22 protein-coding genes are annotated in these 24908 nt (G+C 57.1%); 11 read left to right on the plus strand and 11 right to left on the minus strand.

Features of this window, described 5'->3' with window-relative positions; genetic code table 11:
- Positions 1-9 precede the first annotated feature (9 nt).
- Positions 10-1554 carry a 2,3-bisphosphoglycerate-independent phosphoglycerate mutase gene (gpmM, locus tag Q1L34_RS00715; RefSeq protein WP_032718389.1) on the minus strand — a complete coding sequence of 515 codons (1545 nt, stop codon included), beginning with the start codon at positions 1552-1554 and terminating at the stop codon, positions 10-12.
- A gap of 245 nt (positions 1555-1799) precedes the next feature.
- Between gpmM and Q1L34_RS00720 the strand changes: the two genes are divergently transcribed.
- From Q1L34_RS00720 to cysE, 5 genes are all read left to right on the plus strand, one after another.
- Positions 1800-2231, plus strand: coding sequence for a rhodanese-like domain-containing protein (locus Q1L34_RS00720; protein ID WP_004868909.1), 432 nt, complete (start codon positions 1800-1802; stop codon positions 2229-2231).
- Positions 2232-2340: 109 nt separating this feature from the next.
- The gene (gene grxC / locus Q1L34_RS00725) at positions 2341-2592 is read left to right on the plus strand and encodes a glutaredoxin 3 (protein ID WP_004868906.1); all 252 of its coding nucleotides are present in this window, start codon (positions 2341-2343) and stop codon (positions 2590-2592) included.
- Positions 2593-2650: 58 nt separating this feature from the next.
- Entirely contained in the window at positions 2651-3118 is a 468-nt protein-coding gene (gene secB / locus Q1L34_RS00730) for a protein-export chaperone SecB (RefSeq protein WP_004868904.1), read from the plus strand.
- Positions 3118-4134: an NAD(P)H-dependent glycerol-3-phosphate dehydrogenase gene (gene gpsA / locus Q1L34_RS00735; protein WP_004868903.1), complete on the plus strand. Its 1017-nt coding sequence runs from the start codon at positions 3118-3120 to the stop codon at positions 4132-4134. Before secB ends, gpsA begins: the two co-directional genes overlap by 1 nt.
- Before the next feature lie 80 nt (positions 4135-4214).
- Positions 4215-5036 (plus strand): serine O-acetyltransferase, encoded by an 822-nt coding sequence (cysE, locus tag Q1L34_RS00740; RefSeq protein ID WP_004106845.1) that lies wholly within the window; start codon positions 4215-4217, stop codon positions 5034-5036.
- A gap of 177 nt (positions 5037-5213) precedes the next feature.
- Here the strand turns inward: cysE and trmL are convergent, their stop codons facing one another.
- From trmL to Q1L34_RS00765, 5 genes are all read right to left on the minus strand, one after another.
- On the minus strand, positions 5214-5687 hold the full coding sequence (trmL, locus tag Q1L34_RS00745) for a tRNA (uridine(34)/cytosine(34)/5-carboxymethylaminomethyluridine(34)-2'-O)-methyltransferase TrmL (protein ID WP_004868901.1): 474 nt from the start codon (positions 5685-5687) through the stop codon (positions 5214-5216).
- A gap of 93 nt (positions 5688-5780) precedes the next feature.
- Entirely contained in the window at positions 5781-6965 is a 1185-nt protein-coding gene (lldD, locus tag Q1L34_RS00750; protein WP_004868899.1) for an FMN-dependent L-lactate dehydrogenase LldD, read from the minus strand.
- Entirely contained in the window at positions 6965-7738 is a 774-nt protein-coding gene (lldR, locus tag Q1L34_RS00755) for a transcriptional regulator LldR (protein WP_004868896.1), read from the minus strand. The genes lldD and lldR overlap by 1 nt, the downstream gene beginning before the upstream one ends.
- Positions 7735-9390, minus strand: coding sequence for an L-lactate permease (gene lldP / locus Q1L34_RS00760; protein ID WP_004868894.1), 1656 nt, complete (start codon positions 9388-9390; stop codon positions 7735-7737). Before lldP ends, lldR begins: the two co-directional genes overlap by 4 nt.
- Before the next feature lie 647 nt (positions 9391-10037).
- Entirely contained in the window at positions 10038-10400 is a 363-nt protein-coding gene (locus Q1L34_RS00765; RefSeq protein WP_004868892.1) for a YibL family ribosome-associated protein, read from the minus strand.
- A 275-nt stretch (positions 10401-10675) separates the two neighbouring features.
- Between Q1L34_RS00765 and Q1L34_RS00770 the strand changes: the two genes are divergently transcribed.
- A complete protein-coding gene (locus tag Q1L34_RS00770; RefSeq protein ID WP_004868890.1) occupies positions 10676-10900 on the plus strand; it encodes a hypothetical protein in 225 nt (74 codons plus the stop codon).
- On the opposite strand, the gene mtlR is transcribed toward Q1L34_RS00770, so the two are convergent.
- From mtlR to Q1L34_RS00785, 3 genes are all read right to left on the minus strand, one after another.
- Positions 10889-11488 carry a mannitol operon repressor MtlR gene (mtlR, locus tag Q1L34_RS00775; protein ID WP_015585526.1) on the minus strand — a complete coding sequence of 200 codons (600 nt, stop codon included), beginning with the start codon at positions 11486-11488 and terminating at the stop codon, positions 10889-10891. The genes Q1L34_RS00770 and mtlR overlap by 12 nt on opposite strands.
- Positions 11485-12633 (minus strand): mannitol-1-phosphate 5-dehydrogenase, encoded by a 1149-nt coding sequence (mtlD, locus tag Q1L34_RS00780; RefSeq protein ID WP_004868885.1) that lies wholly within the window; start codon positions 12631-12633, stop codon positions 11485-11487. The genes mtlR and mtlD overlap by 4 nt, the downstream gene beginning before the upstream one ends.
- 122 nt (positions 12634-12755) lie before the next feature.
- Entirely contained in the window at positions 12756-14675 is a 1920-nt protein-coding gene (locus Q1L34_RS00785) for a PTS mannitol transporter subunit IICBA (protein ID WP_075808152.1), read from the minus strand.
- Positions 14676-15339: 664 nt separating this feature from the next.
- Here Q1L34_RS00785 and Q1L34_RS00790 point away from each other — a divergent pair.
- The 5 genes from Q1L34_RS00790 (at position 15340) to selB (ending at position 21158) form a co-directional block, all read left to right on the plus strand.
- The gene (locus Q1L34_RS00790) at positions 15340-15696 is read left to right on the plus strand and encodes a DUF3302 domain-containing protein (RefSeq protein WP_004868882.1); all 357 of its coding nucleotides are present in this window, start codon (positions 15340-15342) and stop codon (positions 15694-15696) included.
- Positions 15697-15698: 2 nt separating this feature from the next.
- A complete protein-coding gene (locus tag Q1L34_RS00795; RefSeq protein WP_004868880.1) occupies positions 15699-16835 on the plus strand; it encodes an HlyD family secretion protein in 1137 nt (378 codons plus the stop codon).
- Between the two features lie 381 nt (positions 16836-17216).
- On the plus strand, positions 17217-17825 hold the full coding sequence (locus tag Q1L34_RS00800) for a glutathione S-transferase (RefSeq protein WP_015585527.1): 609 nt from the start codon (positions 17217-17219) through the stop codon (positions 17823-17825).
- Positions 17826-17931: 106 nt separating this feature from the next.
- Positions 17932-19320, plus strand: coding sequence for an L-seryl-tRNA(Sec) selenium transferase (gene selA / locus Q1L34_RS00805; protein ID WP_004868874.1), 1389 nt, complete (start codon positions 17932-17934; stop codon positions 19318-19320).
- The gene (selB, locus tag Q1L34_RS00810; protein WP_097357968.1) at positions 19317-21158 is read left to right on the plus strand and encodes a selenocysteine-specific translation elongation factor; all 1842 of its coding nucleotides are present in this window, start codon (positions 19317-19319) and stop codon (positions 21156-21158) included. Before selA ends, selB begins: the two co-directional genes overlap by 4 nt.
- Positions 21159-21284: 126 nt before the next feature.
- Here the strand turns inward: selB and Q1L34_RS00815 are convergent, their stop codons facing one another.
- Together Q1L34_RS00815 and Q1L34_RS00820 are read right to left on the minus strand one after the other, a co-directional pair.
- On the minus strand, positions 21285-23246 hold the full coding sequence (locus tag Q1L34_RS00815; protein ID WP_004868869.1) for a glycoside hydrolase family 127 protein: 1962 nt from the start codon (positions 23244-23246) through the stop codon (positions 21285-21287).
- 10 nt (positions 23247-23256) lie between these two features.
- Complete coding sequence (locus tag Q1L34_RS00820; protein WP_004868866.1) at positions 23257-24657, minus strand: MFS transporter; 1401 nt, start codon at positions 24655-24657, stop codon at positions 23257-23259.
- Between the last annotated feature and the right edge of the window lie 251 nt (positions 24658-24908).

The following is a 24908-nucleotide window of genomic DNA, read 5'->3' on the forward strand; positions in this document are numbered from 1 at the left end:
GGGGAAGGATTATTCCACGATGAACAGCGGCTTGCCAGTCATCTCTTGCGGGATTTCCATTCCCATCAGCGACAACATGGTTGGCGCGATATCGGAAAGCTTGCCACCTTCGGCGACTTTCACGGCTTTATCGCCAACGTAGATCAGCGGTACCGGCAGGTTGGTGTGGGCCGTGTGGGCCTGGCCGGTTGCCGGATCGCGCATCTGTTCAGCGTTACCGTGATCGGCGGTAATCAGCAGCTGGCCGCCGACGGATTCTACCGCTTTGGCAACCTGATCGATGCAGTTGTCCAGCGTTTCAACGGCTTTAATTGCCGCTTCCATGACGCCGGTATGACCGACCATATCGCCGTTCGGATAGTTACAGATGATGGTGTCGTACTGACCGCCCTTGATAGCAGCAACCAGTTTTTCGGTCAGCTCGGCGGAGCTCATTTCCGGCTGCAGGTCGTAGGTTGCGACTTTCGGCGAGTTAATCAGAATACGATCTTCGCCTTTGAACGGCTCTTCAACGCCGCCGTTAAAGAAGAAGGTCACGTGCGCGTATTTCTCGGTTTCGGAGATGCGCAGCTGAGTCTTGTCGTTCTTTGCCATCCACTCGCCGAAGGTATTGGCCAGGGACGCCGGCGGGTATGCGCAGGCGACTTTAATGTCGGCGGCATATTCGGTCAGCATCACGAAGTCGAGTTTGACCTCTTTCTTACGGGCGAAACCGTCGAAATCGGCGTTGACGAAGGCGCGGGTGATTTCACGGGCGCGGTCAGCACGGAAGTTCATGAAAATCAGCGCGTCGCCGTCTTCCATCGCGGCATCGGCCTGGCCTTCGGCACGGATCACGGTCGCCTTCACGAATTCATCGTTTTCATCGCGAGCGTAAGCGGCCTGCAGACCGGCAACGGCGGTGTCGGCCTGGAACTCGCCCTTCGCCAGGGTCATCAGATCATATGCCTGCTCAACGCGGTCCCAGCGATTGTCGCGGTCCATGGCGTAGTAGCGGCCAATAATGGAAGCCACGCGGCCTTTACCGAGAGCGGCAAATTTTTCTTCAAATTTCGCCAGTGAGTTTTCAGCGCTGCGCGGCGGCGTGTCGCGGCCATCGAGGAAAGCGTGCAGGTAGATTTTTTCTGCTCCGCGCTCGGCGGCCAGCTCTACCATCGCCATAATGTGGTCTTCGTGGCTGTGAACGCCGCCAGGGGACATCAGGCCCATAATGTGCACGGCTTTACCCGCAGCAACGGCTTTGTCGACCGCGGCGGTCAGCACCGGGTTTGCAAAAAACGTGCGTTCTTTGATTTCGACATCAAGACGGGTCAGATCCTGGTAAACGATACGACCGGCGCCGAGGTTAACGTGACCCACTTCAGAGTTGCCCATCTGGCGATCCGGCAGACCAACCTCCAGGCCAGAAGCATCAATCAGCGTATGGGGACGTTTCGCCCACAATGCGTCCATGACTGGCGTTTTCGCGCTATAAATCGCGTTATCCTGCTGGTCTTCACGATAGCCATAGCCATCCAGAATGACCAGTACCATCGGCTTTTTAGAATTCGACATTGCGACAACCTCATGCTCAAAGACAGAAAATTTGCGTAATTTTACTACAGCTGAATCGTTCAAAGCACCGTAAAAGATCAAAGAAAGAGAGCGTCGGGCCCGCACGAAAGTCGTCGGAAGGGGATTTTTTCGTGACGGGCCGCAGAAAATACATTACATCGCGCTCACTGGCTGTATTTGCCGCAATGCACAGGTATACTCCTTCCCTGGTTTTTTTATCACTTAGTCGGGAGTTGTAACCCCCCATGCAAGAAATTATGCAATTCGTCGGCCGTCACCCCGTCCTGAGCATCGCGTGGATCGCGCTGCTGGTGGCGGTGCTGTTCACCACCTTTAAGGGGCTGATGTCGAAAGTTAAAGTCATTACCCGTGGTGAAGCGACGCGTCTGATCAACAAAGAAGATGCCGTGGTTGTCGACCTGCGTCAGCGTGACGACTTCCGTAAAGGCCATATCGCGGGCTCCATCAACCTGCTGCCGACCGAAATCAAGGCAAATAACGTTGGTGAGTTGGAAAAACACAAAGCACAACCCATTATAGTGGTAGACGGTTCCGGTATGCAGGCGCAAGAGCCTGCCAGCGCGCTGAATAAAGCCGGATTCGAAAAGGTCTTTGTACTGAAAGAAGGCATCGCTGGCTGGAGCGGCGAAAACCTTCCGCTGGTACGCGGCAAATAAATTTACCCACGTCTTTATGACGTAGTCAGGTTTCCCCCGCTGCGGCGATCCGTTGGGGGCAGCCTTGTCTGCGGCGTAACATCCTGCGGGTAAAAACAGGAGTGAAGTCATGGCCAATATTGATATCTACACCAAAGCGACCTGTCCGTTCTGTATCCGTGCGAAAGCACTGCTGAACAGCAAAGGCGTAACGTTCAATGAACTGCCGATTGATGGCAATGCCGCGAAGCGTGAAGAGATGATTCAACGCAGCGGTCGCACGACGGTTCCGCAGATTTTTATTGATGAGCAGCACATTGGCGGCTGTGACGACTTGTATGCGCTTGATTCACGTGGTGGACTTGATCCCCTGCTGCGCTAATTTTGCGTCCACCCAGGCCGGGTAGGCGTATTTAAGGACAACACGAAAGGGTTTTACTATGTCAGAACAAAACAGCACCGAAATGACTTTCCAGATCCAGCGTATCTATACCAAGGATATTTCCTTTGAAGCGCCAAATGCGCCGCAAGTTTTCCAGAAAGACTGGCAGCCGGAAGTTAAACTTGATCTGGACACCGCTTCCAGCCAGCTGGCTGAAGGCGTCTACGAAGTGGTGCTGCGCGTAACCGTAACCGCTGCGCTGGGCGAAGAAACCGCGTTCCTGTGTGAAGTACAGCAGGGCGGCATCTTCTCTATCGACGGCATTGACGGCAACCAGATGGCGCATTGCCTCGGCGCATACTGCCCGAACATTCTGTTCCCGTATGCTCGTGAGTGCATTACCAGCCTGGTGTCTCGCGGTACCTTCCCGCAACTGAACCTTGCGCCAGTGAACTTTGATGCGCTGTTCATGAACTATCTGCAGCAGCAAGCTGGCGAAGGTGCCGAACAACATCAGGATGCCTGATGAACGCACTTAATGCTGCAATGACTGTGATCGGTGCCGGCTCATACGGCACCGCTCTTGCCATCACACTGGCAAGAAATGGCCACGATGTTGTGCTCTGGGGCCATGACCCGAAACATATCGCGACGCTGCAACATGACCGCTGCAATGCCGCTTTCCTTCCTGACGTCCCTTTCCCTGACACGCTGCATCTTGAAAGCGATCTGTCTGCCGCGCTGGCTGCCAGCCGCGACATTCTGGTTGTGGTGCCAAGCCACGTCTTTGGTGAGGTTCTGCGACAGATTAAACCGCTGATGCGTCCGGATGCGCGCCTGGTCTGGGCGACGAAAGGCCTTGAGGCTGAAACCGGTCGCCTGCTGCAGGATGTCGCGCGCGAAGCGCTGGGCGACACGATCCCGCTGGCGGTTATTTCCGGCCCGACCTTCGCCAAAGAGCTGGCGGCAGGGCTGCCGACGGCCATTTCGCTGGCATCCACGGAGCCGCAATTTGCCGACGACCTGCAGCGCTTGCTGCACTGCGGTAAAAGCTTCCGCGTCTATATCAACCCGGATTTTATCGGCGTGCAGCTTGGCGGGGCGGTGAAAAACGTCATCGCCATTGGCGCCGGGATGTCTGACGGCATCGGCTTTGGCGCCAATGCGCGTACGGCCCTGATAACCCGTGGTCTGGTTGAAATGTCGCGTCTCGGTACCGCGCTGGGCGCCGATCCGGAAACCTTTATGGGGATGGCGGGGCTGGGCGATCTGGTGCTGACCTGTACCGATAACCAATCGCGTAACCGCCGTTTTGGCATGATGCTCGGCCAGGGTATGGATGTGCAAAGCGCGCAGGATAAGATTGGCCAGGTGGTTGAAGGCTATCGCAATACCAAGGAAGTTCGCGTTCTGGCACAGCGTTTAGGTGTCGAAATGCCAATAACCGAGGAAATTTATCAGGTATTGTATTGCGGAAAAATTGCGCGCGAGGCAGCATTGACTTTATTAGGCCGCGCACGCAAGGACGAGCGCAGCAATTAAGCTTAAAGGAACCTTTGTCACCTCGATGACCCGGTCAGCGTAGAACTGGCCGGTCATTCTGCTATCGCCTGGAGTCAGCAATGCCGTGTGAAGAACTGGATATCGTCTGGAACAATATTAAAGCCGAAGCCCGGGCTCTGGCCGACTGTGAGCCTATGCTCGCCAGTTTTTACCACGCAACGCTCCTCAAGCACGAAAATCTGGGCAGCGCCCTGAGCTATATGCTGGCGAATAAGCTGGCGTCGCCGATTATGCCCGCCATCGCCATTCGTGAGGTGGTGGAAGAGGCCTATGCCGCCGATCCGGAGATGATCGCCTCCGCCGCCTGCGATATTCAGGCCGTGCGCACCCGCGACCCGGCGGTCGATAAGTACTCCACGCCGCTGCTGTACCTGAAAGGTTTCCACGCGCTGCAGGCCTATCGCATTGGCCACTGGCTGTGGAATCAGGGGCGCCGGGCGCTGGCGATTTTCCTGCAAAATCAGGTTTCCGTTTCTTTCCAGGTGGATATCCATCCGGCGGCGAAAATTGGCCGTGGGATTATGCTCGATCACGCTACCGGTATTGTGGTTGGCGAAACGGCGGTGATTGAGGACGACGTGTCGATTCTGCAGTCCGTGACCCTCGGCGGTACCGGTAAAACCAGCGGCGATCGTCACCCGAAAATCCGTGAAGGCGTGATGATTGGCGCCGGCGCGAAGATCCTCGGCAATATCGAAGTGGGTCGGGGGGCGAAAATTGGCGCCGGTTCCGTGGTGCTACAGCCCGTACCGCCGCACACCACCGCTGCCGGCGTACCGGCGCGTATCGTCGGTAAACCAGAGAGCGACAAGCCGGCGATGGATATGGATCAGCACTTTAATGGTATTCACCATACCTTTGAGTACGGCGATGGTATCTAGAAGCGGGTTATCCCGATAACGCGCTGCCTGCGTAGCGAGGATCGGGCGCCTGCGCCGCTATCGCGGAATCCGCTGCCGTACTGCTTTCCCCCGGCTGGCGCTTAGCCGGGCTACGGACCCGTGACATCGGGTCGCCCGGATAAGGCGCAGCGCGCCGCAATCCGGGAATAACTCAGGCTAACTGCGCAATAGCGCGCCCGGGTACCCCAGCTGGCGCCAGGCCTCGTACACCACCACCGACACCGCATTTGACAGGTTCATACTGCGGCTGTCCGGCATCATCGGAATACGGATTTTCTGCTGTGCCGGCAGGGCATCAAGAATGCTGGCCGGCAGGCCGCGCGTTTCCGGGCCAAACATCAAAAAATCGCCATCCTGATAGCTGACCGCGCTGTGAGCCGGTGTGCCTTTCGTGGTCAGGGCGAACAGGCGCTGCGGCCTGGCGCTTTCCACGAAGGCAGCATAATCACGATGGCGCTGAACGGCGGTAAATTCATGGTAATCCAGCCCGGCGCGACGCAGGCGTTTATCGTCCCAGGTGAAACCCATCGGCTCAATAATATGCAGATTGAAGCCGGTGTTGGCGCACAGGCGGATGATGTTCCCGGTATTTGGCGGGATCTCAGGTTCGAATAGTACAATGTTCAGCATGCTGCCCTGTCTCATTAGGCTCTTAATCGCGCGGGCAGAATAGCAGATATTTGCCCGGCCCTCATCCCTGTGGGTGAGCGCCGGGCGGGGGGATTACGCAGCGTTACCCTGCTTAATCGCATTGAAGGTTTGCAGCGCGTCGGCGTTCTGAACCAGAGAGTCGCGGCTGATTTCACCGATGGTTTTGGTTCCGGTCAGGGTCATCGCCACCTTCATCTCTTTCTCGATCAGATTCAGCAGGTTGGCTACGCCCTGCTTACCGTGGGTAGCCAGCGCGTACAGATAGGCGCGGCCCAGCAGCACGCTATCGGCGCCCAGCGCGATCATGCGCACCACATCGAGACCGTTACGAATACCACTGTCGGCGAGGATGGTGATATCGCCTTTTACCGCATCGGCGATGGCCGGCAGCGCACGGGCTGAGGAGAGAACGCCGTCGAGCTGGCGGCCGCCGTGGTTGGAGACCACGATCCCGTCGGCGCCGAAGCGCACCGCATCCCGCGCATCCTGCGGATCGAGGATCCCCTTGATCACCATCGGGCCGTCCCAGAATTCGCGGATCCACTCAAGGTCTTTCCAGGAAATGGACGGATCGAAGTTGTTGGCCAGCCAGCCAATGTAGTCCTCAAGTCCGGTCGGCTTACCCAGATAGGCGGAAATATTGCCGAGGTCATGCGGGCGGCCGTTTAAGCCAACGTCCCATGCCCACTGCGGATGGGTCATCGCCTGCCAGTAGCGGCGCATCGCCGCATTCGGGCCGCTCATGCCGGAATGGGCATCGCGATAGCGGGCGCCCGGCGTCGGCATATCAACGGTAAAGACCAGAGTTGAACAGCCCGCAGCCTTGGCGCGCTCCAGCGCATTGCGCATAAAGCCGCGATCGCGCAGGACATACAGCTGGAACCACATCGGGCGCTTGATGGTCGGAGCGACCTCTTCAATCGGGCACACGGAAACGGTGGAGAGGGTAAACGGAATGCCTTTATCATCCGCGGCGCCTGCCGCCTGTACTTCACCGCGGCGAGCGTACATCCCGCATAGCCCGACCGGTGCCAGCGCCACCGGCATGGAGAGCTTTTCTTTGAACAGCGTCGTCTCCAGGCTCAGGTCCGACATATTCTTCAGCACCCGCTGGCGGAGCGCCACATCAGACAGGTCTTCAACGTTGCGGCGCAGCGTGTGCTCGGCATAGGCGCCGCCGTCGATATAGTGGAACAGGAACGGTGGCAGGATTCGCTGTGCGGCTGCGCGATAGTCGCTGGCGGCTGAAATAATCATCACGGGTTCTCCCTGGCATTTTCATTGTGGTCACCGGGCAGGCGGGTAATTCGCGCCTGGCGGGCCTGGTCTTCATCAAAGTGTTTAATCGTGGCGTGGACAAAGCCTAAATGCGCCATCATCGCCTGACGCGCGCCTTCGGCGTCACCGGCGAAAATGGCCTCCATCACGGCCTGGTGCTGCTCAGTCAGACGGGCGAATACCGGCGGGACAAGGTACATCCGCTGGCGGCTCTGTTTGACCGAGGATTGCAGGAGATCGAAAAAGCCGCGCATGGTTTGTAGCAGCACCACATTGTGCGAGGCTTCGGCAATCGCCAGATGAAAGCGAACATCAGCCTGCGAGGCCAGGTCCGGGTCTTCGCTCTGGGTCGCTTCAAAGCACAGGCGAATGCGCTCTTTTTCGGCGTCGGTGGCGCGCATCGCCGCATGCCAGGCCGTGCTGGCTTCGATGGCGTGGCGGGCTTCCAGAATATCAAAGCTGTAATCGGGATCGTCGGCAAGCAGCGTTTTTAGCGGCTGAACGATATTCTGTTCCGACCACGCTTCGTGCTGCCAGCGCACGAAAGTCCCGCCGCCGCGGCGGCTGACCAGCAGGCCTTCGTTCACCAGCATCGCCAGCGCTTCGCGCAGCGAGTTGCGCGATACGCCAAGCAGGGCGGCCAGCTGGCGCTCGGCGGGCAGTCGCATGCCCGCCTCCAGCTTCTGTTCTTCAATCAGCGCCCGCACACGACGGGCTACATCGTCTGCAAGGCGCCGGGGCATCACTATCATGGGATCATCCAGGTTAAGACATAGGCCTGTAGCGTGGTAATAACGCCAACCATGCAGGTAAAGATCAGGCTGTGTTTTACGGTAAAGCGGAACAGGTCCGACTCTTTCCCCACCAGGCCTACCGCCGCACAGGCGATGGCAATGGACTGCGGCGAAATCATTTTGCCGGTGACGCCGCCGGTGGTGTTGGCCGCGACCAGCAGAATATCGGAGACGCCGATCTGCTGTGCCGCGGTTGCCTGCAGCGCGGCGAACAGCGCGTTAGACGAAGTGTCTGAACCGGTCAGGAACACCCCCAGCCAGCCGAGGAACGGCGAGAAGAAGGTAAACGCGTGGCCGGTGTGCGCCAGCGCGAGGGCCAGCGTCGACGATAGCCCGGAATAGTTTGAGATAAAGGCGAACGCCAGCACCATGCCGATGGAGTAAATCGGCAGAGCCAGTTCTTTTAACGTGCTGCCAAAGGTGACCAGCGCATCTTTTGGCTTCATACGCAGCCAGACGATGGAAAGTATAGCCGCAAACAGGATGGCGGTGCCGGTGGCAGACAGCCAGTCGAACTTATACACCGCAGCGTAAGGGGTGGCTGCGCTGACAACCGGCGGCATGCGGGCCACCATTTTATCGAGGAATGGCACGGAGATATTGATGACGAAGTCATACATCGCCCCGCCGGGAGCAAACAGGGCCTTAAACGGCGGGATGCTCCACAAAGTCACGGTGGCGGTCAGGAACAGGAACGGCGACCAGGCGCGGACGACCTGCCCGGCGCTGTAATGGGTGCGCGCCAGCGTTTGATCGACCTGGGCGGCGCCCATATCGCCGAAGCGGAAGATACGGACCGGCTGCCAGCGTTTGAGGAACAGGGTCAGGCAAACCAGCGACACCAGAGAGGAGATGATGTCCGGCAGTTCCGGGCCAAGGAAGTTAGAGCTGAGGTACTGCGCGATGGCGAACGAGCCACCGGCGACCATGACCGCCGGCCAGGTCTCTTTGATACCGCGCCAGCCGTCCATAATCGCCATAATCCAGAACAGGACGATGATGGTCAGGAACGGCAGTTGACGACCGACCATCTGGCCGATGGCAAAGCTGTCGATACCGGTGACCTGGCCGGCGACCAGAATCGGAATGCCCATCGCACCAAAGGCCACCGGCGCGGTGTTGACAATCAGACACAGCCCCGCCGCATACAGCGGGTTAAAGCCCAGGCCGACCAGCAGCGCGGCGGTAATCGCCACCGGAGCGCCAAAGCCGGCCGCACCTTCGAGGAAAGCCCCGAAGGAGAAGCCGACAATCAGCATCTGCAGGCGCTGGTCAGGGGTAATCGAGAGAATCGACGAGCGAATAATGTCGAACTGTCCGGTCTTGACCGAAATTTTATAGACGAAAACCGCGGCGATAATAATCCATGCGATGGGCCACAGGCCGTAAAAGAAGCCGTAGACCACGGAAGTCAGCGCGCGGTCAACGGGCATCTTATAGAACAGCAGCGCGACCGACAGCGCAATGGCTACGGTCCATGTCGCCGCCAGGTACCCTTTGAGCTTGAGCTTTATCAGGGCAAAAAAGAAAAACAGAATCGGTAACGAGGCGATAAGACTTGAGAGCCAGATATTACCGGCCGGATCGTAATTTTGTTGCCAGAGGTTCATGCAGGTCTCCATCGGGCCGCAAAGATGTGGTGCTGAGTCTGCGCTCCTTGCAGATCACATCTTTTGTAAAACTGGCCCAGCCAAAATTGAGTTGTAGGGTTAACGACAACGAATGGTTAACCAAATGTTATTGGCAGGCAATATATCTGTGACTAAAAATGATGGATATGTGAACCGTTGAGTGGTTTAAGAAATAATTGGTAGGGCCAATAGGGCAGGGAGAAAGATCATGGATGTGAATGACAGGTGAATCAGCGCCTGTCCGGCCAGCGACTGGCTGCGAATGTGTTTCCGTAGCCCCGGTGAGCGTAGCACTACACGGGAGGGAGGGGGGATTCCCGGACATGGCGCCTGATACGCCTGTCCGGCCAGCGGCTGGCAGCGAATGTATTCCCGTAGCCCCGGTGAGCGTAGCACTACACGGGAGGGAAGGGGATTCCCGGACACGGCGCCTGATACGCCTGTCCGGCCAGCGGCTGGCAGCGAATGTGTTTCCGTAGCCCCGGTGAGCGTAGCACTACACGGGAGGGAGGGGGGATTCCCGGACATGGCGCCTGATACGCCTGTCCGGCCAGCGGCTGGCAGCGAATGTGTTTCCGTAGCCCCGGTCAGCGCAGCGCCACCGGGGAGGCCTCGGGACTAAAAGATTAGAACTCGGTTTTAGCGAAGCCGGTCATTTCTTTGAGGTTCATCTCGCGACCGAGGGCGGTCATCGGATGAACAATCACCAGTCCGCGAACGCTTTTCTTCAGCTTGCCCATATCGGCCTGCTCTTTTTTCGTAATCGCGCGGCGATGCGGCAGGCTCATCAGCTTCTGCGCTTCTTTGCTCAGTTTCTGGCCCTGAACTTCGCGCAGGCGAATAATTTCGGCTTCGAGGGTCGTTTTTTCTTTTTCCAGCTCGGCGTATTTGTCCGCAGCTTCCACCAGAGACAGGTCTGCCTGCTGGTGGCGGATGGCGTCGAGGCGGTCGCTCAAACGCTTGATTTCATTCTTTTCGACTTCTTTCATGATGACTTGATCTATTAATAAAGGGATTTCGACAACATATAGTATGTGCTGTGACTTCTGTTGTGGGTAGTCATTTATCCACAATCCGGCGTTTTTTCCGCGGAAGTCTCAGAGGTAATGATTTCTAATTATATGAATGTTAATAATATTATGACTAAGAGTGGCCTGTTTTTCATCTCTGTGAAGTCTGTCGTCTATACCGCACGTTTTCCTCAACCCTGACCTCGCTTTTCGCTAATCCTTTACAGGATGATCCCTGAAAACTGGAGGGCGAGATGGCAAAAATCGGTGACGGCGTACCGCGTATTATCGACAAGACAGTTGATTTTATGGCTTCAAGCCAGGCTTTTATGGAGTATCTGAAAAAATCCCCGCGTTTGCAGAACGTGCCGCGGGAAATTCCGCAGAACAAAGAGGCGCTGTATCTGAGTCGTCTGGAGTATTACAGGCAGCTTTACCGGCCGGCTTGTGACCAGGTGGAATCCGGGTCAGAGCGTTGATTTCTGAAAGGCTTTTTTCAAGCTGATTCGGGAAATCAGCTCGGTCAGAGACAGCATCATTGTTGAACGTACAACCTGCTGGTAGCGCAGCTTCTGCATTGCCAGCAGTTCTTCGTCGCTGTCATCAAACAGCGGCGTCGGCGGCAGGGCGGTCACACAATGCAGTTCGCCAAAAGGCCCAAGAATCTCATCATCGGTAAAACTGTACTCATTTCCGTCGTGATTCAACTCTTCACGCAGGGCCATCAGCAGCTCGGCGTCTTCGTATTCGGCGCGGCTAATCACCCCAAGGCCGTAAATCAGCTTCAGGCGTACAGAAAGGTCCCCCAGCGGCCCATCGCCATCCAGCAATGGCTCCACTGCGTATTTCACCGCGTAGTCGTCTTTACGGAACACCTGAAGCACCAGAATATTGACCGCTTCCGTGAGTAGCTCGACGGTGGCGATCAGGAAGCTTCGTACGGTTTTGCCAGCATTCAGACGCTCAAGCACGCGGTTTTCAAATGCCTGTGTTTCTTCCATTATTGCCTGCATATCTGACAGGAGTAGTAATGGGCGCGGTTCGTACCGCGCCAGGTCTTGCCTCATTTGGTGGCGTTGTAGTCGTTAACGGCCTCGGTCACCACGGCACTTGCTGCATCCAGACCAGAAATCTGTGCCAGCGCAGCCTGGGGGCCCTTCTCGTTAATCAAGGCTGCCAGCTCCTGCGCCTGCGGGTCTTCTTCGCTGCGGAAGTGCATTGCCGCAGCGATCCCTTTGACCAGATTGACGTGCGGCAGAGCATATTCCAGCGTACCAAGCAGCGGCTTAATCAGACGATCGCCCGCGCTCAGTTTACGCAGCGGCTGACGACCTACGCGCTCAACGTCATCTTTCAGGTACGGATTCTCGAAACGGCCGAGGATTTTCTGGATGTAGGCGGCGTGCTTCTGTGCATCAAAGCCGTAGCGCTTGATCAGTACCGCGCCGCTCTCTTCCATCGCCCCTTTCACCACGGCGCGAATGTTCTCATCGAGAATCGCGTCGCGGATCGTCTGGTGCCCGGCCAGTTTTCCGAGGTAGGCGGTTATAGCATGTCCGGTGTTTAAGGTGAATAGCTTACGTTCGACAAATGCCATCAGGTTGTCGGTTAATTCCATGCCAGGGATCGCCGGCAAAGTGCCTTTAAACTGAGTTTTATCGACGATCCACTCGCTGAAGGTTTCCACGGTCACTTCCAGCGGGTCATGCGTCGCAGAGGCGGACGGGGGAACAATACGGTCAACGGCGGAATCGACAAAGCCGACGTTGGCTTCTACCCAGGCTTTGTCTTCTTCCGCCAGAGCGTTAAACACGTGGCCTTTAAGCTGCGTGGTTCCGCGCACCATGTTTTCACAGGCAATGATGTTTAGCGGGGCGGTGATTCCCTGCGCTTTACGCTTCGCCAGCCCCTGCGCTATAGCCGGCGCAATGCGCTCCAGCACAACCGGGCCGACGGCGGTGGTGATCAGGTCAACGCGGGCAATCAGGTCAATCACTTCATCGCCGATGCTGCTGACGGCATTGACGCCGGAAACGGTATCGACCTGCTCGTTTTCACCGACGACGTGAACCTGATAGCTATGACGGGCATTCAGGGCGTCAAGTACCACCTGATTCACATCGGCGAATGTTAACGCGATCCCCGCGTCAGCCAGCAATTTGCCGATGAAGCCACGTCCGATATTACCTGCGCCAAAATGTAATGCATTCATAGTATTAACCTTCATTAATGTTTTTACCTGAGAGGGTTCGGGTGAGGCTTGCCCCTCACCCGAACCCTCTCTCTCCAGTCAGAGAGAGAGGGTGATTCGTCTCCCGGCGTGGCCGGGACCGTTTACGCTTTGGTGCCTTTCAGCAGCGCCAGCACTTCTTCAACGCTGGTGGTGCGGGTCAGGCGCTCAATCACCGACTCATCATCCAGCGCGTTAGTCAGGCTGGTAATCACGTGAATGTGCTCGTTATTGCGTGCCGCGATACCGATAACCAGACGGGCTACGTCATCTTCGTCTTCGCCAAAGCGAACCCCTTCCGGATACTGGCAGAACACTACGCCGGTCTTCAGGACGCGATCTTTAGCTTCAATCGTGCCGTGTGGTACCGCGATGGACTCGCCCAGATAGGTGGAGGTCAGTTTTTCACGATCCAGCATCGCCTGGACATATTCAGGCTCAACGTAGCCGCCTTTCACCAGCTGCTCGCCCGCGAAGCGGATCGCCTCTTCTTTGGTCGCCGCTTTGCGACCGAGGAAGATATTCTCTGCGCCAAGCTTAAACAGATTTGTATCGGCGGCCTCGAAGCTGTCTTTCAGACTGCCGCGGACTTTCTCTTCGTTGTCAGTATGGCGCTGCGCCGCAACCAGACGCTCGGTCAGGCTGGTGTACAGGCCGCTGTCGAGGAAGTTGGTCAGCGAAATGTGCTGGGCCTGCGGCACCTGGCGCATCGCCCGCTCGGTCAGATCGCGGTGGGTAATCACCAGGTCGACATCCGGCGGCAGGTTGTTAATGGCGCAGTTGGTGACGGAGATATTGCCCAGCCCCGCATCCTGCACTTTTTTACGCAGCACCCCGGCACCCATGGCGCTGGAACCCATGCCGGCATCGCAGGCCACGATGATTTTGCGCACGTGGCTCAGATCGTTAGCCACGGTACCTGCAGACAGCGGAGTAGCCGCGCCTTTGGATTCAGCTTTCATATCCTGCATGCGACGGGTCGCAGCATCGATATCATCTTCTTCTTTCACTTTGCTGGTTTTCAGCAGAATGGCGGAGACCACAAAGGAGACGGCCATTGCAGCAATAATGGCCGCGATGTTAGCGAAGTACGCCCCTTTCGGCGTCATCGCCAGCACCGCAAGGATAGAACCTGGGGAAGCAGGAGAAACCAGACCGCCGTTGAGGATAGTCAGGGTGAACACGCCGGTCATACCGCCGAGAATAACGGCAAGGATCAGACGCGGGTTCATCAGTACGTACGGGAAGTAGATTTCGTGGATACCGCCCAGGAAGTGGATGATTGCCGCACCGCCTGCAGACTGCTTCGCGTTACCGCGACCAAAGAACATGTATGCCAGCAGTACGCCCATCCCCGGGCCCGGGTTGGCTTCAATCAGGAAGAAGATTGATTTGCCCAGCTCATGAGACTGCTGAATACCCAGCGGCGAGAAGATACCGTGGTTGATAGCATTGTTCAGGAACAGGATTTTCGCCGGTTCAACGAAGATAGATGCCAGCGGCAGCATGTCATGGACAACCATGAAGTTAACGCCCGCCGCCAGAATTTTGGACAGGACTTCAACCGCCGGGCCAATGCCGAGGAATGCCAGAATGGCGAGGATCATCCCGATAATACCGGCGGAGAAGTTGTTCACCAGCATCTCGAAACCGGACTTAATCTTACCGTCTACCCAGCTATCAAAATGTTTAATCGCCCAGCCGCCCAGTGGACCTGCGATCATGGCGCCGAGGAACATCGGCATGTCCGCGCCGACGATGACGCCCATGGTGGTAATGGCACCGACGACGCCGCCACGCTCACCGCCAATTAACTTACCGCCGGTATAGCCGATAAGCAGCGGCAGCAGGTAGGTGATCATCGGGCCGACTAACTTCGCCAGCGTCTCATTCGGTAACCACCCTGTCGGTATGAATAATGCGGTGATGATACCCCACGCGATAAACGCGCCGATGTTTGGCATCACCATATTGCTGAGGAAACGACCAAAGCTTTGCACCTTGATCTTGATATCGGATGACATAAAACACCCCTTCTTCTGTTTTGCTTATCGCGTAGGCTAAAAGCCCGAGGCTTGTTGTGAATATGGCGGCAGAGGTCGCCGGACCCTGATTGATAAAGCGAATCTGGCACTGAATCGTTAAACTGTCCAGTCGGTGGGTTTTAGTGTGATTCTGATCACATGAATATAGGTATCTGGCAGGTATTTGTAGTGATGTGCATCACAAAATGGGTGTGCAAAAAAAAGACAATGGGTCAAAATTCGCCTGATTAGGCTAATTAATGTGAATTGCATCACATAATATTGTTTTCGATTTGTCTCGATATTGTGACTTTGTTCACAAAAAATAATTCGCTGAATTTTGCGGATGTGATCGCCGGCAAACTCTGTTCGCTCGCACTATGGCCGGCGTCGGTAAACAGGCTGCAGAATGAAAAAACATCATCGGCGTACCGTATGGAAAAAAGTCAGAATGTGGCTTAAGCTCAACATGTAAAGATAAGTCTATAGTTCTTCAGGATATATTTTGTCACGCTTAAAAACTTGCAAGGAGAATAACTAAAAACAATACTCCCCGGCCTTAAATTATAAGTGCATTTTCCTTTTACTTAAATTTCATTAATTAATTTGGTTGCTTACCATTTTATATCATTGATGAGCTGACGTCGTGTTTAGTGAGGCACATATGTTTCTCAACTATTTTGCGCTGGGTGTATTGATCTTCGTTTTTCTGGTTCTCTTTTATGGAATTATCGCGATTCATGATATTCCCTATTTAATGGCTAAAAAACGTAATCATCCCCACGCTGATGCCATCCATACCGCCGGGTGGGTGAGCCTGTTTACGCTGCATGTTATCTGGCCATTCCTGTGGATCTGGGCCACTCTCTACCAGCCTGAGCGCGGGTGGGGAATGAAATCTCATCTTCCTCCATCTGAACGCGATCCCGATATCGATCGGCTTTCACAACGTGTTGCCGAGCTGGAAAAAAGACTGGGTGCGGTGCCCTCATCCGCAGATAAAGAGACCCCGGAGCGCTAATCATGGATCTGTTAATTGTATTGACCTATGTGGCGATTGCATGGGCGGTTTTTAAGATATTTCGCATTCCGGTTAACCAGTGGACTCTCGCCACGGCGGCATTAGGCGGTATATTTCTCGTCAGCGCCCTTATTTTATTAATGAACTATAACCATCCTTATACATTTACTGCACAAAAGGCGGTTATTTCGATTCCCATTACGCCACAGGTGACCGGTATCGTCAGTACCGTGACGGATAAAACGAATCAACGTGTTAATAAGGGTGATGTCCTGTTTACGATTGATCCCGTGCGCTATCAGGCCCGGGTAGATAGACTGCAGGCCGATCTGGTGACCGCGCTGCACAGCATCAACACTCTGAAGGCGCAGCTTTCAGAAGCGCAGGCAAACACGGTGCGTGTTTCCGCCGAGCGCGATCGGCTCTACAAAGACTACCAACGCTACCTGAAAGGCAGCCAGGCGCGGGTCAACCCGTTCTCTGAAAGCGATATCGATAATGCCCGGCAAAACTATCTGGCGCAGGATGCGTTAGTAAAAGCATCGGTTGCCGAGCAGGCACAGATTCAGAGTCAACTGGACAGCATGGTGGGCGGTGAGCAGTCGCAGGTTGTCAGTCTGCGCGCGCAGTTGGCGGAGGCGAAATATAACCTCGACCAGACCGTTATTCGCGCGCCAAGCAACGGCTATGTTACCCAGGTGCTGATCCGTCCCGGCACCTATGCGGCAGCGCTGCCGCTGCGCCCGGTGATGGTCTTTATCCCGGAACAAAAACGGCAGATTGTTGCTCAGTTCCGCCAAAACTCGCTGCTGCGACTGAAGCCAGGCGATGATGCCGAAGTGGTCTTTAACGCGCTGCCGGGCCAGGTATTCCATGGCAAGCTGACCAATATTCTTCCGGTGGTCCCGGGTGGATCTTACCAGGCTCAAGGGGCATTACAGTCGCTGACGGTCTTACCGGGAACCGATGGCGTACTGGCGACAATTGAGCTGGATCCCAACGCGGATGTCGACTCGCTGCCGGACGGTATTTATGCTCAGGTGGCGGTCTATTCCGACCACTTCAGCCATGTATCGGTCATGAGAAAGGTCCTGCTGCGCATGACTAGCTGGATGCACTACCTCTACCTGGATCATTAATTGCGATGAAGGCAGGCTGACGTTAAGTCTGACCTGCCTTTTGCCTGCGCCTGAACCATACTTATACCCGTCATACTTCAAGTTGCATGGTCGTTGGCAATACTCGGCCCATCCCTGGGCCTTGCCCTACGGGCGCTGCGAACAGCGTTCAAATTCGTTCCTGACGAATTTGTCCTCGTTCACCCCAGTCACTTACTTGAGTAAGTGACTGGGGGTTCTCTGCGTCGCCGCGTTACTCGGCCTTCGGCCTCGCCCCTGTGGGGGCAGCGTAAACGCTGTTCAACAACGTCGAAAACGTTGTGGTCCTGCAACTCGAACTATTTTGGCTATAGAGCCTGTCCCATCAGGCTTCTACTTTTTTGTTGGCGAAAGGAGCAGGTAATGAAACTGATCGGCAGCTACACCAGTCCCTTTGTGCGTAAAATCTCCGTCATTCTGCTGGAGAAAAACCTCCCCTTCGAATTCGTCAATGAATTTCCCTACCAGGACGTGAACGGCGTCGGGAAATACAATCCCTTGGGTAAGGTGCCGGTGCTGGTCACGGACGGCGGCGAATGTTGGTATGACTCCCCCATTATCGCGCAATACCTTGATCAACTCGGCGCTGCGCCGGCAATGGTGCCAGCGGACCCGAAAGCGGCGTTGAAAATGCGTCAGCTGGAGGCGCTGGCCGACGGCGTAATGGAGGCGGCGCAGGCGCTGGTGCGCGAAAAGAGCCGTCCGGCTGCGCAGCAGTCAGAAAGCGAGCTGCTGCGCCAGCGGGAGAAAGTGACCCGGGGACTCGATGCGCTGGAAGCCTATGTCGCCGATGGCAGTCTGCGTATCGACGAGGTCAATCTGGCCACGATTTCAGCGGCGTGCGCGATTGCCTATCTCAACTTTCGGCGGGTTGCGCCCGGCTGGTGCGCGACGCGGCCTCAGCTGATTAAGCTGGTCGATGCGCTTTTCCAGCGCGCCAGTTTTGCCCGTACCGAACCGCCAAGGACTTGACCCAGGCAGGTAACAGTTTCCTCCCGGAGACGTTACAATCACCGCTGATTTGTTGACTCCCTCTCCCGTCGGGAGGGGGGTAAATAACTTACCGCCAGGTCCATTCATGACTACCGATATTCGTGCGCTTTACACCCGGCTGCCGGCCACCGACCGTTTGCTTCGCGATCCCGCTTTTTCTGCTGTGCTGGCCCGCTATGGCCATGCTCAGGTGGTGGCGCTGTTGCGCCAGATGCTGGAGGAGGCGCGGGAATACATTCGTCAGCAGCAGGCGCTGCCGGCCTGGTGCGATGACTGGCCGCAGGAAACCGGGCGACGGCTGGCGCAAACGCTGCAAAGCGCGCTGCGCCCGGTGTTCAATCTCACCGGCACGGTGCTGCATACCAACCTGGGGCGCGCAATTCAGGCAGAAGCGGCGGTTGACGCAGTTGCACAGGCGATGCGTGCGCCGGTCACGCTGGAGTACAGCCTGGATGATGCCGGGCGCGGCCACCGCGATCGGGCGCTGGCGGAGCTGCTGTGCCGCATAACCGGCGCGGAAGATGCCTGCATCGTCAACAATAACGCTGCGGCGGTGCTGCTGATGCTGGCGGCCACCGCCGGCGGTAAAGAAGTGGTGCTCTCGCGCGGCGAGCTGGTGGAGATCGGCGGTGCATTCCGTATTCCCGATGTGATGCGCCAGGCGGGTTGTATCCTGCATGAAGTCGGCACCACCAACCGCACCCATGCGAAAGATTATCGTCAGGCCGTGAATGAGAATACCGGGCTGTTGATGAAGGTCCATACCAGCAATTACAGCATCGAGGGCTTCACGACGGCCGTCGATGAGGCCGGACTGGCGGCGATTGGCCGCGAAACGGGGATTCCGGTGGTGGCTGATTTGGGCAGTGGTTCGCTGGTTGACCTGAGCCAGTATGGTCTGCCGAAAGAGCCGATGCCGCAGGAGATGATCGCGGCGGGAGTCAGTCTGGTGAGCTTCTCCGGCGATAAGCTGCTGGGTGGTCCGCAGGCGGGGATTATCGTTGGTGAGAAGGCGATGATTGCCCGTCTGCAGCAGCACCCGCTTAAGCGCGCGCTGCGAGCGGATAAAATGACCCTTGCCGCGCTGGAAGCCACTCTGCGGCTCTATCTGCATCCGGAAACGCTGGCCGATCGGCTGCCCACCCTGCGCCTGCTGACCCGCACGGCGGAGGCGATTCAGGCGCAAGCGTTGCGCCTGCAGCCGTTGCTGGCCGCGCACTACACGCAGTTTGAGGTGCGGGTGGAGCCATGTCAGTCGCAAATTGGCAGCGGTTCGCTACCGGTAGACCGTCTGCCTGGGGCGGCGCTGACCTTTACGCCGCGCGATGGTCGTGGCAGTCAGCTGGAGGCGCTGGCGGCCCGTTGGCGCGGGCTGACGATCCCGGTTATCGGACGGATTTACGATGGGCGTCTGTGGCTGGACTTGCGCTGTCTTGAAGATGAACCCCGGTTTATGGAGATGTTATTACAATGATTATTGCCACCGCCGGACATGTTGACCACGGTAAAACAACGCTGCTGCAGGCGATTACCGGCGTTAATGCTGACCGCCTGCCGGAAGAGAAATCACGCGGGATGACGATCGATCTGGGGTACGCCTATTGGCCGCAGCCCGACGGTCGCGTTCTGGGGTTTATCGATGTGCCTGGCCACGAAAAGTTTTTGTCTAACATGCTGGCGGGCGTGGGTGGCATTGACCACGCGCTGCTGGTGGTGGCCTGCGATGATGGCGTGATGGCGCAGACCCGCGAGCATCTGGCCATCCTGCAGCTGACGGGAAAGCCGTCGCTGACCGTCGCGCTGACCAAAGCGGACCGCGTCGAGGCGCAGCGCGTTGAAGAGGTGCGTGGCGACGTGACGGCGGTGCTGGCAGAATTTGGTTTTACCGACGCCACGTTGTTTGCCACCGCGGCTACTGAAAACCAGGGGATCGCCGAACTGCGCGAGCATTTACTGCAGCTGTCCGCCCGTGCGCACCCGCAGCACCAGCGTTTTCGCCTGGCGATCGACCGGGCCTTTACGGTTAAAGGTGCCGGGCTGGTGGTGACCGGAACGGCGCTATCGGGCGAGGTCAATGTGGGTGATACGCTGTGGCTGACCGGGGTCGATAAACCGATGCGCGTGCGCGGTCTGCACGCCCAGAACCAGGCCGTCGGGCAGGCCTGGGCAGGCCAGCGTATCGCCCTGAATATTGTTGGCGATGCGCAAAAAGAGGCGCTGAATCGCGGCGACTGGCTGCTCTCGGTGCGGCCGCCGGAGGCTTCTGAACGGGTGATCGTTGAGTTGCAGTGCCACACGCCGTTGACGCAATGGCAATCTTTGCATATCCATCATGCCGCCAGCCATATTACCGGACGCGTATCGCTGCTGGAGGGGGATCTCGCCGAACTGGTACTCGATACTCCGCTGTGGCTGGCAGATAACGACCGCCTGGTGCTGCGCGATATCTCCGCTCGCGTTACCCTGGCGGGTGCCCGCGTGGTGACGCTAAATCCGCCGCGGCGCGGCAAGCGTAAGCCTGAATATTTACAATGGCTGGCGGCGTTAGCCGCGTCGCAGGGGGATGATGCTCAGGCGCTGGATATTCATCTGCAACGCGATGCCGTCCGTCTTGATGATTTTGCCTGGGCGCGCCAGCTCAGCGATGAAGGCCTGAACGTGTTGATTAACCGCCCGGATTACCTGCAGGCGGGCAACAGTCTGCTCAGCGCCCCGCTGGCGGCGCGCTGGCAGCGCAAGCTGCTTGATGCCCTGGCGCGCTATCACGATCAGCATCGCGATGAGCCGGGTCCGGGCCGCGAGCGTTTGCGACGTATTGCGCTGCCGATGGAGGACGAAGCGCTGGTACTGCTGCTGATTGAGCAGATGCGCGCCAGCGGGACTATCGATAGCCATCACGGATGGTTACATCTGCCGGAACACAAAGCGGGCTTTACCGAAGAACAGCAGAGCATCTGGCTGCGGGTTGCCGACCTGTTTGCCGACGAGCCCTGGTGGGTACGTGACCTGGCGAAAGAGGCGGGCGTTGAAGAGGCGCTGATGCGCGCGGTGCTGCGTCAGGCGGCGCAGCAGGGGATGATTACCGCGATCGTCAAAGATCGTTATTACCGCAACGATCGGATCGTGGCCTTTGCCAGAATGATCCGCGATTTGGATCAGCGGCGCGGTTCAACCTGCGCCGCAGACTTCCGCGACACGCTGAATGTCGGGCGCAAGCTGGCGATTCAGATTCTTGAATATTTCGACCGGATTGGCTTTACCCGCCGACGTGGCAACGACCATATCCTGCGTGATAAGGCACTGTTCCTGTAGCCAGGGAAATCCCGGAGGCGGTGCTTGACCCGCCTGTCCGGGCTACCAGACCGACCCGGTAGCCCGCTCAGCGCAGCGCTACCGGGAAATCTGAATCCGCCAGTGGTTCAGCGACAACCTTCGCGCTTATTCCTCTGCTTCTTTTACCCAAATGCGCATCTCGCCTTCGCCACGGTTGGCCCAGCTAAACCACGGAATAAAGGTCAGGGTCTGCGGCTGGCGGGTTGTCGGCGCACGATCATAATGCCATAGCGCCTGCTGGCCGGCGTCTTCCGCTGTCTGCTTATAACCTGGCGCCTGCAGGATCACCTTGTGGGCAAAAATCCCTTTCCCTTCAAAGGCGCTGAACCCGGCGTTGCGCGGCAGCTGCAGGTTATGCAATTGCTCGCCGTTATCCGCCTGCTCCAGGCAGTACACTAGCGGACCGCGCTGGACAGCGACCTGGCCGGCCTGATGACGCACCAGCGGATTACCGTAAAGGCGGCGCACCGGCATCGGCAGCGTTAACAGAAGCGTGTCGCCTTCCTGCCAGCGATGGCTAATATGCAGATACCCCTTGCGTACATCCTGGGCCACTGGCTTGCCGTTGAGCGTCACCTGCGGGTTATCGCACCAGTCCGGCAGGCGCAGCGCCAGGGTGTGATTGATCGGCGTCGGTGAGTCGACAGCTATCTTCACCTGCTCCTGCCACGGATAGTTACCGCTGATCCGCAGGCGCAGGGTTTCATCACCCACCGGGATCTCCGCGCTGTTACCCACGTACAGGTTGATGTACAGCGCATCCTGATGCGGCGTGTAGATATAGTGCCCCAGCGAGGTCAGTACGCGGGCTATGTTTGGCGGGCAGCAGGCGCAGCCAAACCAGCGTTGACGCACCGGCTTCACGTGGTCATAGATATGGTTGAATTTTAACGATGTCGGGTGCACTTCCAGCGGGTTAACGTAAAAGAAGTGTTTACCATCCAGCGCCATCCCGCCCAGCACGGTGTTATACAGCGCACGCTCCATCACATCGGCATACTGGCTGTCGGCTTCCATCTCCAGCATCCGACGGGCAAACATCATCAGTCCGATAGACGCGCAGCTTTCCGCGTAGACCGTGTCGTTTGGTAGGTCATAGTCGCTGCTGAAGGCTTCGCCGCTGCTCTGCGAACCAATGCCGCCGGTAATATACAGCTGGCGCTGAGCCATATTGTTCCACAGGCGCAGGCAGTCCTGACGTTTGCCCTCGTCCTGACTTAAGCGGGCGAGATGGGCGACGCCGGTCATCAGGTAGACAAAACGTACCGCATGGCCGATGGCGACAGGCTGTTCGGAAATCGGCTGGTGCGCCTGGCTGTAGGGCTTATCCATCACCATCCAGGCCGGGCCGTAGGTATTCCAGTAGGAGGTTTTGCCACGCTTTTCATATTCGATATCGTAAAAGTGCGGCTGCGTGCCGCGCTCTTCAACGAAATAGTTCACCAGCGCCAGATAACGCGGCTCCTGGGTAATGTCGTACAGGCGCATTAACGCCAGCTCGATCTCCGGGTGGCCAGGGTAGCCGTGCAGCTGGTTGTCGCCGGGGCCGAACACGTTGTCGATATGATCGGCAAGACGGCAAACGACCTCCAGAAGGCGGCGTTTGCCGGTGGCCTGGAAGAAGGCGACGCCCGCTTCAATCATGTGGCCCGCGCAGTACAGCTCATGACATTCTGCAAGGTTAGTCCAGCGTTCCGCCGGGGCTTTGACCGTGAAGTAGGTGTTCAGGTAGCCATCTTCGCACTGGGCAGCCGCCACCAGTTCAATCACCTCGTCAGCGGTTTTTTCCAGTTCGGCGTCCGGCTTCTGACATAGCGACCAGGCAACGGCTTCCAGCCATTTAGCCACGTCGCTGTCCTGAAAGACCATGCCGTAAAATTCTCCTTCCTGCTGCCCTGCGGCAATCCGGAAGTTTTCGATTGCATGGCTCGGATCCGCCTCGGCAATACGGTCGTTTAGCGCATCCCATTGATACGGGATCACCACATCGCGCACCAGCTGCTGGTACTGGCCGAGGAACGGGTCGTTGATTTTCAGTTTGTGCAGATCGACTTCCATAACAGACATAACGGACTCCTTAAGACTGGACGTGACGCGTGCGCAGGTCGCTGGCAATGCGCGCCATCATAGGATTATTAAGCTTGCAGGCGCGAATGGTGAAGGCCAGCAGCAGGTGGAACAGGGCCGGCAACAGGGTCTCCATGCTGGAGATGCCGGCCAGCGATGATGCGGTTTGGTTTTCCGCGCCCGGCTGATAGGCCACATAGATAAACACCAGGCTGATAATGCCGGCGCTGGAGGCCCATGCCAGCTTGATGAAGAACAGGTTAAAGGCGAAGTTCATGCCGGAAGAGCGCACGCCGGTTTTCCATTCACCGTAATCGTCGGAGAAGGCCATCAGCGAGAAGTGCAGCGGCAGGGTGAAGCCGAGAATGATGCCGTTACTGAGGATCACCACCAGCCATAAGGTCTGGTAGGCCGGGCCGGTCGGTAAAAACCACATCGCGAAGGCGATCGCGGCTAACACCAGGTTGGTGTAGTAATAGAGTTTGACGGTATCAAAGCGGCGCGACAGCAGGTTGATAATCACCGAGCCGCCAATCGAGGCGAAGGTCACCATGGTGAAGAACAGCGAGGTATAGCCGGTCGAGCCGCCCAACACGTAGGTGATGAAGTACATGTAGCCGCCGCCGCGGATATTAAAGACGTTGATCAGCAGGAACGACATCACCAGCATCAGCAGCAGCTGGTCATTCTGGCGCAGTCCGGCGATATGTTCGCGCAGGGTGAATTTCCCCATCATGTCCAACGAGACGCGTTCGCGAACCCAGAAGAAGCAGCACAGGAACATCACCACCGCAATGGCGCAGAGTACGCCGACGCCATACTGATAGCCCTGTGCGGTGTTGCCCTGACCGAGCGCCTTCACCAGCCACGGCAGCCCAACGGATACCAGGAATCCTGCCACGCCGCACAAGACAAAACGCCACGCCTGACACGAGATCACTTCGCTGTGGCGCGTGGTCATAGTGTTAATCAGCGCGCAGTAGGGCACGTTAATCGCGGTATAGCTCACCGACAGCAGCAGATACGTGCCGAAAGCCCAGGCGATTTTTACGCCCATACCGGCATCCGGCACGGTAAAGGTCAGTACGCCGATAATGCCGATGGGCAACGCTATCCATAGCTGCCACGGGCGAAAGCGTCCCCAGCGGCTTTGGGTGCGGTCGGCCAGCACGCCCATGATCGGGTCGGAGATGGCGTCAAACACGCGCAGCGCCAGGAATAGCGTCCCGACCAGCGCCGGCGTCAGTCCAAACACGTCGGTATAGAAGAAAGTTAAAAAGTTCATGATCAGGCAGGTAATGACCGTCCCGCCCGCATCGCCCAGGCCGTAACCGATTTTTTCACGGAGCGTGAGGGAATCGTCCTGAGTGCGTTGTGCTAAATCACTTGTGGTAATCGGAGCCGAAGTCATAAATAACTCCCGGAGATGATGTGCGGAATAATATCCCGCTGAAGTGCGGGCTTTTATTTGTCATTTGCAAAGTACGTTATTTATTCTGCACTAAATACCTGGGCTAACAAGGGAAGGGAAAAGTATAAAAAGGTGACGATTCCGACTTCATGATAAAAGTGTGATTGCGATCCTGAATCATGCTGTTTTATCGTGAATAATCAAAGGGAAAGAGAATATCTGGTGATGCAAATAGCGGGGATTTTCATATC

This window comes from Klebsiella ornithinolytica (genome assembly GCF_030505655.1).
GTDB lineage: Bacteria > Pseudomonadota > Gammaproteobacteria > Enterobacterales > Enterobacteriaceae > Klebsiella > Klebsiella ornithinolytica.

Excerpts from the sequence above, each read along its gene's own strand:
- Q1L34_RS00815 (WP_004868869.1), bottom strand. The coding sequence starts at position 23,246 with ATGTCTGTTATGGAAGTCGATCTGCACAAACTGAAAATCAACGACCCG.
- mtlD (WP_004868885.1), bottom strand. The coding sequence starts at position 12,633 with ATGAATGCATTACATTTTGGCGCAGGTAATATCGGACGTGGCTTCATC.
- grxC (WP_004868906.1), top strand. The coding sequence starts at position 2,341 with ATGGCCAATATTGATATCTACACCAAAGCGACCTGTCCGTTCTGTATC.
- lldR (WP_004868896.1), bottom strand. The coding sequence starts at position 7,738 with ATGATAGTGATGCCCCGGCGCCTTGCAGACGATGTAGCCCGTCGTGTG.
- lldD (WP_004868899.1), bottom strand. The coding sequence starts at position 6,965 with ATGATTATTTCAGCCGCCAGCGACTATCGCGCAGCCGCACAGCGAATC.
- Q1L34_RS00720 (WP_004868909.1), top strand. The coding sequence starts at position 1,800 with ATGCAAGAAATTATGCAATTCGTCGGCCGTCACCCCGTCCTGAGCATC.
- trmL (WP_004868901.1), bottom strand. The coding sequence starts at position 5,687 with ATGCTGAACATTGTACTATTCGAACCTGAGATCCCGCCAAATACCGGG.
- selA (WP_004868874.1), top strand. The coding sequence starts at position 17,932 with ATGACTACCGATATTCGTGCGCTTTACACCCGGCTGCCGGCCACCGAC.
- gpmM (WP_032718389.1), bottom strand. The coding sequence starts at position 1,554 with ATGTCGAATTCTAAAAAGCCGATGGTACTGGTCATTCTGGATGGCTAT.
- Q1L34_RS00770 (WP_004868890.1), top strand. The coding sequence starts at position 10,676 with ATGGCAAAAATCGGTGACGGCGTACCGCGTATTATCGACAAGACAGTT.
- lldP (WP_004868894.1), bottom strand. The coding sequence starts at position 9,390 with ATGAACCTCTGGCAACAAAATTACGATCCGGCCGGTAATATCTGGCTC.
- selB (WP_097357968.1), top strand. The coding sequence starts at position 19,317 with ATGATTATTGCCACCGCCGGACATGTTGACCACGGTAAAACAACGCTG.
- Q1L34_RS00795 (WP_004868880.1), top strand. The coding sequence starts at position 15,699 with ATGGATCTGTTAATTGTATTGACCTATGTGGCGATTGCATGGGCGGTT.
- Q1L34_RS00785 (WP_075808152.1), bottom strand. The coding sequence starts at position 14,675 with ATGTCATCCGATATCAAGATCAAGGTGCAAAGCTTTGGTCGTTTCCTC.
- Q1L34_RS00800 (WP_015585527.1), top strand. The coding sequence starts at position 17,217 with ATGAAACTGATCGGCAGCTACACCAGTCCCTTTGTGCGTAAAATCTCC.
- Q1L34_RS00765 (WP_004868892.1), bottom strand. The coding sequence starts at position 10,400 with ATGAAAGAAGTCGAAAAGAATGAAATCAAGCGTTTGAGCGACCGCCTC.
- cysE (WP_004106845.1), top strand. The coding sequence starts at position 4,215 with ATGCCGTGTGAAGAACTGGATATCGTCTGGAACAATATTAAAGCCGAA.
- mtlR (WP_015585526.1), bottom strand. The coding sequence starts at position 11,488 with ATGAGGCAAGACCTGGCGCGGTACGAACCGCGCCCATTACTACTCCTG.
- Q1L34_RS00790 (WP_004868882.1), top strand. The coding sequence starts at position 15,340 with ATGTTTCTCAACTATTTTGCGCTGGGTGTATTGATCTTCGTTTTTCTG.
- gpsA (WP_004868903.1), top strand. The coding sequence starts at position 3,118 with ATGAACGCACTTAATGCTGCAATGACTGTGATCGGTGCCGGCTCATAC.
- Q1L34_RS00820 (WP_004868866.1), bottom strand. The coding sequence starts at position 24,657 with ATGACTTCGGCTCCGATTACCACAAGTGATTTAGCACAACGCACTCAG.
- secB (WP_004868904.1), top strand. The coding sequence starts at position 2,651 with ATGTCAGAACAAAACAGCACCGAAATGACTTTCCAGATCCAGCGTATC.